Origin of the sequence: Arthrobacter silvisoli (genome assembly GCF_003369445.1) — a bacterium.
Lineage (GTDB): Bacteria > Actinomycetota > Actinomycetes > Actinomycetales > Micrococcaceae > Arthrobacter > Arthrobacter silvisoli.
On sequence record NZ_QRCU01000038.1, the window covers coordinates 31,856 to 41,132 of the forward strand.

11 protein-coding genes are annotated in these 9,277 nt (G+C 64.5%); 10 read left to right on the forward strand and 1 reads right to left on the reverse strand.

Going from position 1 to position 9,277, the window contains the following annotated elements; genetic code table 11:
* Positions 1–12 precede the first annotated feature (12 nt).
* Positions 13–945: an L-threonylcarbamoyladenylate synthase gene (locus tag DWV11_RS10700; protein ID WP_115788869.1), complete on the forward strand. Its 933-nt coding sequence runs from the start codon at positions 13–15 to the stop codon at positions 943–945.
* A gap of 50 nt (positions 946–995) precedes the next feature.
* Positions 996–1,757, forward strand: coding sequence for a WecB/TagA/CpsF family glycosyltransferase (locus DWV11_RS10705; protein ID WP_115788881.1), 762 nt, complete (start codon positions 996–998; stop codon positions 1,755–1,757).
* Between the two features lie 7 nt (positions 1,758–1,764).
* Here DWV11_RS10705 and DWV11_RS10710 read toward each other — a convergent pair whose 3' ends face one another.
* A complete protein-coding gene (locus DWV11_RS10710) occupies positions 1,765–2,661 on the reverse strand; it encodes a glycosyltransferase (RefSeq protein WP_115788870.1) in 897 nt (298 codons plus the stop codon).
* Between the two features lie 204 nt (positions 2,662–2,865).
* On the opposite strand from DWV11_RS10710, the gene DWV11_RS10715 reads away from it, so the two are divergent.
* From DWV11_RS10715 to atpA, 8 genes are all read left to right on the forward strand, one after another.
* Positions 2,866–3,978, forward strand: a complete 1,113-nt coding sequence (locus tag DWV11_RS10715) for an MraY family glycosyltransferase (protein ID WP_210725721.1) — start codon at positions 2,866–2,868, stop codon at positions 3,976–3,978.
* A gap of 117 nt (positions 3,979–4,095) precedes the next feature.
* On the forward strand, positions 4,096–4,578 hold the full coding sequence (locus DWV11_RS10720) for a Cg1360 family ATP-synthase-associated protein (protein ID WP_115788871.1): 483 nt from the start codon (positions 4,096–4,098) through the stop codon (positions 4,576–4,578).
* Positions 4,565–4,894 (forward strand): hypothetical protein, encoded by a 330-nt coding sequence (locus DWV11_RS20395; RefSeq protein ID WP_115788872.1) that lies wholly within the window; start codon positions 4,565–4,567, stop codon positions 4,892–4,894. Before DWV11_RS10720 ends, DWV11_RS20395 begins: the two co-directional genes overlap by 14 nt.
* A gap of 91 nt (positions 4,895–4,985) precedes the next feature.
* Positions 4,986–5,786, forward strand: a complete 801-nt coding sequence (gene atpB, locus DWV11_RS10730; protein ID WP_115788873.1) for a F0F1 ATP synthase subunit A — start codon at positions 4,986–4,988, stop codon at positions 5,784–5,786.
* Between the two features lie 79 nt (positions 5,787–5,865).
* Positions 5,866–6,084 (forward strand): ATP synthase F0 subunit C, encoded by a 219-nt coding sequence (gene atpE / locus DWV11_RS10735; RefSeq protein WP_115788874.1) that lies wholly within the window; start codon positions 5,866–5,868, stop codon positions 6,082–6,084.
* A gap of 52 nt (positions 6,085–6,136) precedes the next feature.
* On the forward strand, positions 6,137–6,694 hold the full coding sequence (locus tag DWV11_RS10740; RefSeq protein ID WP_115788875.1) for a F0F1 ATP synthase subunit B: 558 nt from the start codon (positions 6,137–6,139) through the stop codon (positions 6,692–6,694).
* A complete protein-coding gene (locus DWV11_RS10745; protein WP_115788876.1) occupies positions 6,694–7,521 on the forward strand; it encodes a F0F1 ATP synthase subunit delta in 828 nt (275 codons plus the stop codon). Before DWV11_RS10740 ends, DWV11_RS10745 begins: the two co-directional genes overlap by 1 nt.
* A gap of 81 nt (positions 7,522–7,602) precedes the next feature.
* Positions 7,603–9,240, forward strand: coding sequence for a F0F1 ATP synthase subunit alpha (gene atpA / locus DWV11_RS10750; RefSeq protein ID WP_115788877.1), 1,638 nt, complete (start codon positions 7,603–7,605; stop codon positions 9,238–9,240).
* The last annotated feature ends 37 nt before the right edge of the window (positions 9,241–9,277 follow it).

Genomic DNA, 9,277 nt, shown 5'->3' on the forward strand with positions numbered 1-9,277 from the left:
AAGAATAACGCAGTGACCACTAGCTACGACTGCACGTCAGAGGAAGAACGCGCCAACGGCATCGACCACGCCCAGCGCGCCATCAGCGAGAAGAAATGCATCGTGATGCCCACGGACACCGTGTACGGCATCGCCGCAGACGCCTTTTCGCCGCAGGCCGTGACCATGTTGCTCGTGTCCAAGGGCCGCAGCCGGCAGATGCCGCCGCCGGTGCTGATTCCGCGCCTCGGCGCGCTCGACGGGCTGGCGACCGAGATCTCCGATGAAGCCCGCAAGCTGGCCGAAACCTTCTGGCCGGGCGGACTGACCCTGATCTGCCACGCCCAGCCCTCCCTTGACTGGGACCTCGGGGAAACACGTGGCACAGTGGCCCTGCGCATGCCCGACGACGAGATCGCGCTCGAACTGCTGAACCGCACAGGCCCGCTGGCCGTTTCCTCCGCGAACCGCACCGGCCGGACGGCCGCACGCACCGCGGCCGAGGCGCAGGAGCAGCTGGCCGAATCCGTGGAGGTCTACCTCGAAGGCGGCCTGCGGCCGGTCGTCGGGGAGGACGGGGTGCCTTCCACGATCGTCGACGCAACGTCGCTTCCCCTGCGCGTGGTGCGAGAGGGCGCGATCTCCCTTGAGCAGCTCCGGCAGCTGGTTCCGGGTGTCCTCGCCCTGGGTGAGGTCGCGCCCGAGCCGATGCCCGAGGCCGACGAGCGGCCCCTGCCGCCGGCCGAGCCGGAGGAAGCCGAAGAGCCGCAGGAAGCGCCCTTGGCAACGGAAGCTCTCGGGGAAACGGAGCCCTCTGCGGGCGATGCCGTGGACGAAACCGTCGCCGGGGCCGTGGCTGACGCCCTCGCGGAGGAGGACGCGGCGCAGGAATCCCACGTGCCGGCGCCGGACGCCGAAGACGCTCAGCCGGGTACGCCACCGTCCAGTGGGCCTGCTGCCGGATGACTCCTGGACGGGCACATGGGGGCAGGGCGGCGTCGGACGGGGTGGACCGCATGGACTTGACGAAGGACCGCGTCCCCTTCCTGGATGTTGACGTCACCGCGCTGCGCGTGGATGAGCTTGTGGAGGTGCTGGGCGGATTCCTCTCCGAAGAAGGCACCAGGCTCATCGTGGGCCACAACCTGCACAGCATCACGCTGCTGCATTCCCGGCCGGACTTCCGGGCGCTTTATGAGCGCAGCGATGTGATCCTCCTGGACGGCGCCCCGGTGGCCATGCTGTGGGGCAAGGCGCACGGCCGGCCCACCCGGAGCGCGGCGATGGCCTACCGGCTGGGCTCCACTGACTGGCTGCCTGCCCTCGGCCGGCTGCAGGGGCTGGAGCGCATCGCCGTCATCGGTGCCGGCACGGACGCCAACGCCAAGGCGGTGGAACGGCTGTGCAGGATCGTTCCCGGCGCCGAGGTGGCAGGCCGTCCCGGAGAGGCCTGGGACCAGGCCAAGGAGGAGGCTGCCGTCGCGTGGCTGGGGGAGTTCCGGCCCCAGCTTGTACTGCTCGGGCTCGGCATGCCGCTGCAGGAGTCGGTGCTCCTGCGTCGCCTGGAAGAGTTGCCCGCTGCGGTTTACGCCGCTGTGGGCGGAGCCATCGAGCAGTTGGGCGGCGTCCAGAAACTCGCACCGCGCTGGCTGGGCCGGCTGGGGCTGGAGTGGGCCTGGCGCCTGCTGCTGCACCCGGGGCGGGTTGCCTACCGGGTGTTCGGCGAGCCCTGGGTGCTGCTTGGCCTTCTGCTGCGCAGGCGGCTGCTGGGCCGCTGAGCGGCCTTTAGAATTTCTGCTGGTCCAGCGGTCCGAAGCCCTTGCCGCGCAGTCCTGCGGAGAAGGCGCGGAACCATTCCGCCAGTCCGCGGAAATCACCCCGCTGCAGAAAGTACCCGAGGTAGCCGCCGACGTCGGCCACCAGGGATTTCACGCGCCGGTACCGGCGGATGAGGTAACCACGGTTCCGATAGTAGAAGTAGCGTTTGAAGGCGCCTTCGGGAACGATGACGTGCCAGCGTGCACCAAAGACATGCTTCGTTTCGGAGAATGCGTGCGGGTGGCTGATCGATGCCGTCGCCACCGTGCCGAAACGGATGCCGGCCTTGCGCAGGCGGATCATGAAGTCCACTTCGTCGCCCCGGATGAACAGCCGCATGTCCGGTACGCCCACCTTGAAGAAGACGTCCGAGCGGATCAGGGCGCCGTTGAAGAAATGCCCGACGTCGGGAAGGAACCCCGCCCTTTCGACCTCGGCCCGGTCGTGGGTCACCTTGCCGTCGATCCGGAAGAAGAAGGACAGCTTGTCCGGCTGGCCGGGCGCCAGCACCAGCGGCACCACGGCATCGAGATTGCGGGCATCGGCTTCCCGCAGCAGCGTCTCAAGGCAGGCAGGATCGGTGGGTTCGGCGTCGTCGTCCATGATCCAGACCCATTCGGCACCGCTGGCCACGGCTTTGAGGATGGCCAGCGCGAAACCGCCGGCTCCGCCGAGGTTCGCCTCGGAGCGCACATAGTCCACGTTCGGATGCTTCGCCGCCACCTCCCGCGCCGGGGCGGTGCCGCTGTCCACTAGGCAGATGGCCTGGACCGGGGCGCTTTGTGACTGGATTGCGTCGAGCAGGATTCCCAGTTCGCGTGGGCGGTCGAAGGTCACGGCGGCTACGGCAACCGGCACGGGCATTGAGGGATCCTTCCGGAGCGGCGGAGCACGTCAACCGGCTCGCCCTGAGGGCGCGAGTGCCGGAGCACGGCTGCTGTTGCCGCTAGTATCTTGGACAGAGTCCAACTGTAGTACAGCAATATCCGGCGGTGCGCAGGGCGTTGCGGGCGTCTCCCGCAACGCATCGCAAGGGCGCAAACCATCACCGTCTACAGGAGCCGCCACGTGATCATGTATTCCCTCATGATGCTCACGGCCGCCGTGGTGGCATACGTGACCACCTGGGGAGCACGGTTGCTGGCGAAGAAACTGCGGCTGTTCGGGCCCATCCGCAGCCGCGATATGCACTCGGTGCCGATCTCGCGCCTGGGCGGGCTGGGCCTGTGCGCAGGCTTCACCGTGGCCCTGGTGGTGGCCAGCAATTCCTTCTTCGTCAAGGACATCTTCCGGGGCAACACCGCGCCGTGGGGGATCCTCGCCGGGGTGTTGGTGATCGTCGCCATCGGGCTCGCCGACGACCTCCTGGACATCCGCTGGTGGATCAAGCTGATCGGCCAGGCACTCGCCGCCACCGTAGTGGCCGTCTGGGGGGTGCGGATGACCTTGATTCCCTTCATTCCCGAGCCCATCCACATCGAGTCGGAAGCGGTGCGCATCGTCGTCACCGCCCTGCTCATCGTCACCACCATGAACGCCGTCAACTTCATCGACGGACTTGACGGACTGGCCGCGGGCGTGGCCGCCATCGGGGGAGTGGCGTTCTTCCTGACCGCCTACTGGGTGCACCGCAACGCAGTCCTGCTGGACCGCTCGGACCTCGCCGCCCTGCTGATGGCCATCCTCGTGGGCTGCTGCATCGGCTTCCTGCCCCACAACTGGTTCCCGGCCCGGATTTTCATGGGCGATTCCGGTGCCATGCTGCTTGGCCTGGTGATGGCCTCGGGCGGTGTCGTCTCGACGGGGCAGATCACCTCGGGCCTCTACGACCGCGTCAACGGTATTCCCACCATCATTCCCATCCTGCTGCCGTTCGCCGTGCTCTCCCTGCCGCTGCTGGACCTCGGCCTTGCCGTTGTCCGCCGTACTGCCCGGGGCCAGTCGCCCTGGTCGGCCGACCGCGGCCACCTGCACCACAAACTGATCGAACTCGGCCACTCGCACCGCACCGCCGTGCTGATGATGTACGTCTGGACGGCGATCCTGGCCTTCGGCGGCCTCGCCTTCGCGATCTTCCCGTGGCAGATCGTGCTCACCCTCGACATCGTGGCGGCACTCGTCATGGCGGTGGTCACCGCATGGCCGTACTTTGCCCGCAAGGGCAGCCGGACGGCCTCATGACGACGCGTTAACATCACAGTTCTATCTCATGTAGAATTCTTGGTGCGGGCAGTCACTCGCACGCGCACCCACCCTCTTTGAGACCTGGCATCCCCTGCCTCGACGATTGGCATCCCCATGACTTCCAACGCCGATGGACATCAGTCCAAGCAGTTTGGCGTTGCCGTCGCCGGAAGCTCATTGTGGCTCAGGCTCCTTGCCCTGAGCACGACGGCGGCCGTACTGGCCCTTGCCGTCACTGCGGTGATCGCCGCGGTCATGAACGGCGGCCAAGGCGCCTCGTCTGTCGCTTTCGGTGGTGCATTGGTGATTGTGTTCTTCGCGATCAGCCTCCTGATCGGCCATTTCGTCGGACGTAACAATCCGTCCGGCGCAGTGGGACTCTTCGTGGCCACCTACTTCGTCAAGGTCGTCGGCTTCGCCGTCATCCTGTTCGTCTTCGGTGCCCCTGAGTGGCTGCACGGCCGCTGGTTCCTGATCGCCGCCGTCGTCACCGTCATCGTGTGGCAGACCGCCGAGATCATCGGATTCAGCAAGGCCCGCCTGCAGATCTACAACGACCCCTCGCCGAGCGAAGGAGGCCAGGATGGCAACGCCTGAAGACGACCACGGGAAGTCCATTCCGGGCCCTTCCGGCTCCAGCAGTTCCGACGACTCAGCCAAGGACGGAAACGACGGCGGATACAACGCCGGCATCGCCGTCTTCAGCTACATCATCGGCGGAATCATTGTCTGGAGTTTGATAGGCTGGGGACTGGATTATCTGTGGGGGACCCGCTGGATTGTGCTCCTAGGCGCTCTGCTTGGAGCCGCAGGGGGGTTTTACCTTTCCCATATGCACGGCCTCACCCGTCAAGGCACTCCTTCGGGTGGGAACAGAGCAGGCCGCGGTCCGTCCCAGGACGGGGCACAGTAATGCCAAATAATTTCACACGGGAAGTGGCCGCCGGCAACGCGGACCGATTCTCACCAAAGCCCAATGATGGACACTGCAGAGAGGAAACGCGTTGATCGCGCTTGCGCTCCCGGCCCAGGATTCAGGGACCTTCACCCCTCCCGGAATCGACGAAATGCACCTGCCGGCTATCCTGCCGTGGGGTGCGCACGAAGGATTCTCCAAGCAGATGCTGCTGGTCATCCTGTCGGTCGTCATTATCGCCACCTTCTTCATCCTTGCTGCACGCAAGCAGCAGCTGGTTCCCGGCAAACTGCAGTTCGCGGGTGAAATGGCCTACGGATTCGTCCGTAACAGCATCGCCAAGGACATCATTGGCGGACGCGACTTCATCAAGTACGTCCCGCTGCTGTTCTCCCTGTTCTTCTTCATCCTGGTGAACAACATCTACGGCGCCATTCCGTACATCCAGCTTCCGAGCTTCTCGCACGTCGGCGGCGCCTATGTGCTGGCAGCCATCGTGTACGTCACCTGGATCGGTATCGGCCTCAAGAAGAACGGCATCAAGTACTTCAAGCTCGCAACGGTTCCGTCCGGCGTGCCGTGGTACATCCTGCCGATCGTCGTGCCGATCGAAATCATCTCCAACTTCCTGGTCCGTCCGGTCACCCACAGCCTCCGTCTCTTTGCGACGATGCTCGCCGGCCACCTGATCGTGATGCTCGCCGGCTCCGGCATCGAGTTCCTTGTGATGCAGGAGAACGTCCTCCTCAAGGGCGCTTCCGTGCTGGTCCTTGTCGGCGCGGTCGCCATGTACATGCTCGAAGCCCTGATCATGGCGCTGCAGGCGTACGTGTTCACCCTGCTGACTGCGATCTACATCGAAGGCGCGCTGCACGCCGACAGCCACTAAGGCACCCACAGTCTTCCCCTTCGGGGGATGAACCAAACCAAACAACCTGCCACGAACGTGGCATCTTGAAAGGAAAAAAATGGAAGGCTCCATCAACGGCTCCCTCAACCTCATCGGCTACGGCCTCTCCGCAATCGGCGGTGGTATCGGTGTGGGTCTCGTGTTCGCTGCCTACATCAACGGTGTTGCCCGTCAGCCGGAGGCCCAGCGCGTGCTGCAGCCGATCGCATTCCTTGGTCTGGCCCTGACTGAAGCTCTCGCCATCCTCGGCCTGGTCTTCGCTTTCGTTCTTCGCTAAACCTGCTGAACCAAGCGAACAATCAGTAACGAGTAGATAGGACGGGTGAAATATGAATCAGCTGATCATCTCAGCCGCCACTGAAGGCGAGGAGTCCGCATCGCCCCTTACTCCCAATGTCTGGGAGATGGGCGTCGTTCTCGTCGGCTTTGCTGTCCTCCTGTTCATCGTGGTCAAGTTTGTTGTCCCGATGTTCGAGAAGACCTTCGCAGAGCGCGCCGAAGCGATCGAAGGCGGCATTGCCAAGGCTGAAAAGGCGCAGGCCGAAGCCTCTGCAGCTCTCGAAGAATACAAGCAGCAGCTCACCGATGCCCGCGCCGAAGCCAATCGGATCCGCGAGGAAGCGCGCGCCGAAGGCGCGCAGATCCTTGCCGACCTGAAGGCCAAGGCCGCTGCCGAGTCTGCGCGCATCACCGAGCAGGCTCACGCCCAGATCGAGTCCGAGCGCCAGGCAGCGGTTGTTGCTTTGCGCTCCGAGGTGGGCACCCTGGCCACGACCCTGGCAGGCCGCATCGTGGGCGAAGCGCTCACTGATGACGAGCGCTCCGCCCGTGTGGTGGACCGTTTCCTGGCAGATCTGGAGTCCCAGAACGCAGGTGCAGCTAAGTAATGGCAGGTGTATCGAGCGAATCGCTGACCACGGCGCTGGAGCAGTTGGAAGCCAAGCTTCCACTCGCCTCGCTGCAGTTGGCTAGGGAACTCTTCGGAATCCTGGGAACGGTAGACAGCTCGGCTGGCTTGCGCCGCGCCCTGACTGACCCCTCCCGCAGCGGAGAAGAGAAGTCGGCGCTGGTCAAGCAGCTGTTTGGCGGGAAAGTCTCCGCTGATGCTGCGGAAATCATGTCCGGACTGGCTGGCTCGCGCTGGGCAGCCGCACGTGACATCGGCGATGCACTCGAGACCCTTGCCGCCACGGTGGTCATCGCCGTGGCTGAAAACAAGTCGGCCGTTTCTGCCTCCGGAATCACGGGGCTGGAAGGGCTGGAGAACGAACTGTTTGCCTTCAAGCAGGCCGTTGCTTCCAGCCACGATGTACAAGCTGCTCTGGCAGAGCCGCAGGCTTCCGCAGCAGCGAAGGTTGCTCTTGCCGGAAAACTGGTCCCGGGCGCCAGCGAGGAAGCCAAGCTCCTCATTGGCCAGGCGGTGTCCCAGCCGCGCGGGATCAAGGCAGTAAAGCTCGTCGACAGCTTCGCGGCACTCGCCGCCAAGCGCCAGCAGCGCTGGATTGCGACCGTCAGCGTCACCCGTCCGCTGACGGAAACGCAGGCCAGCCGTCTGCAGGCCGGGCTCGATGCCCTCTACGGCCGCGAACTGAAGGTCAACGTCAGCGTTGATCCGGCGTTGATCGGTGGAATCCGGGTCCAGGTGGGTGACGAAGTGCTCGACGCTTCCGTCGTGGCCCGCCTGTCCGACCTCCGCCGGCAACTCGCCGGCTAGCCGGACAAGAACAACTAACTGATACAAAACCCGGTCATCGTGACAACGATGATCACGAAAACAGGAGAGCAGGGACTGCAGATGGCCGAATTGACCATCAACGCCGACGACGTCCGTGATGCGTTGAACGAGTTCGCGGCGTCCTACGAACCCGGTAACGCAGAGCGCGTAGAGGTTGGTCGTGTGACCACCGCAAGTGACGGCATCGCCCGTGTTGAGGGTCTTCCCTCGGTCATGGCGAACGAGCTGCTTCGCTTCGAAGACGGCACGCTGGGCCTCGCCCAGAACCTCGACGTCCGCGAAATCGGTGTCATTATCCTCGGGGACTTCACCGGTATTGAAGAAGGTCAGGAAGTCCACCGCACCGGTGAGATCCTGTCCGTTCCGGTGGGCGACGCCTTCCTCGGCCGTGTTGTGGACCCGCTGGGCCAGCCGATCGACGACCTCGGCGAGATCAAGGCTGAGACCACCCGTGCACTGGAACTCCAGGCTCCGGGCGTGACCCAGCGTAAGTCGGTGCACGAGCCGATGCAGACCGGTCTTAAGGCCATCGACGCCATGATTCCGATCGGCCGCGGCCAGCGCCAGCTGATCATCGGTGACCGCCAGACCGGCAAGACCGCCATCGCCGTGGACACCATCATTAACCAGAAGGCCAACTGGGCTTCGGGCGACGTCCAGAAGCAGGTCCGCTGCATCTACGTCGGTGTCGGCCAGAAGGCTTCCACCATCGCCGCTGTCCGCCAGACCCTGGAGGACCACGGCGCCCTGGAGTACACCACGATCGTGGCTTCCCCGGCATCCGACCCTGCAGGCTTCAAGTACCTGGCGCCCTATGCCGGTTCTGCCATCGGCCAGCACTGGATGTACGGCGGCAAGCACGTCCTGGTGATCTTCGATGACCTGTCCAAGCAGGCCGAAGCCTACCGTGCAGTGTCCCTGCTCCTTCGCCGTCCGCCGGGACGCGAAGCCTACCCGGGCGACGTCTTCTACTTGCACTCCCGGCTGCTGGAGCGTTGTGCCAAGCTCTCCGACGAGCTCGGTGCAGGTTCCATGACCGGCCTGCCGATCGTGGAAACCAAGGCAAACGACGTTTCCGCCTACATTCCGACCAACGTCATCTCCATTACGGACGGTCAGATCTTCCTCCAGTCGGACCTCTTCAACGCCAACCAGCGTCCCGCTGTTGACGTCGGTGTGTCCGTCTCCCGCGTGGGTGGCGCGGCCCAGGTCAAGTCCATGAAGAAGGTCTCCGGTACCTTGAAGCTGGACCTGGCCCAGTACCGCGACATGCAGGCCTTCGCGATGTTCGCATCGGACCTGGATGCGGCCTCCCGCCAGCAGCTGACCCGCGGCGCCCGCCTGATGGAACTGCTCAAGCAGGGCCAGTACTCGCCGTTCCCGGTCGAGGACCAGGTTGTCTCCATCTGGGCAGGTACCAACGGCTACCTGGATGACGTGCCGGTTGAGGACATCAGCCGCTTCGAGTCCGAGTTCCTGGAGCACCTGAAGCACAAGTCCTCCATCCTGACCACGCTGGCTCAGACCAACGTCCTGGATGACGACACCGTTGAGGCGCTGAAGTCCGCGATCGTTGACTTCAAGAAGGGCTTCTTCGGGGAAGGCGACAACCGTCTGGTTGGCGCTGGCCACGAAGAGCACGAAGCGATCTCCGGCGGCGAAGTCGACCAGGAAAAGATCGTCAAGCAGAAGCGCTAGTTCCGTTTCCCGGGCCGGCCGGAGCTTGCGCTCCGGC

Excerpts from the sequence above, each read along its gene's own strand:
- DWV11_RS10745 (WP_115788876.1), top strand. The coding sequence starts at position 6,694 with ATGGCAGGTGTATCGAGCGAATCGCTGACCACGGCGCTGGAGCAGTTG.
- DWV11_RS10710 (WP_115788870.1), bottom strand. The coding sequence starts at position 2,661 with ATGCCCGTGCCGGTTGCCGTAGCCGCCGTGACCTTCGACCGCCCACGC.
- DWV11_RS20395 (WP_115788872.1), top strand. The coding sequence starts at position 4,565 with ATGGCAACGCCTGAAGACGACCACGGGAAGTCCATTCCGGGCCCTTCC.
- atpE (WP_115788874.1), top strand. The coding sequence starts at position 5,866 with ATGGAAGGCTCCATCAACGGCTCCCTCAACCTCATCGGCTACGGCCTC.
- DWV11_RS10705 (WP_115788881.1), top strand. The coding sequence starts at position 996 with ATGGACTTGACGAAGGACCGCGTCCCCTTCCTGGATGTTGACGTCACC.
- DWV11_RS10740 (WP_115788875.1), top strand. The coding sequence starts at position 6,137 with ATGAATCAGCTGATCATCTCAGCCGCCACTGAAGGCGAGGAGTCCGCA.
- atpA (WP_115788877.1), top strand. The coding sequence starts at position 7,603 with ATGGCCGAATTGACCATCAACGCCGACGACGTCCGTGATGCGTTGAAC.
- DWV11_RS10720 (WP_115788871.1), top strand. The coding sequence starts at position 4,096 with ATGACTTCCAACGCCGATGGACATCAGTCCAAGCAGTTTGGCGTTGCC.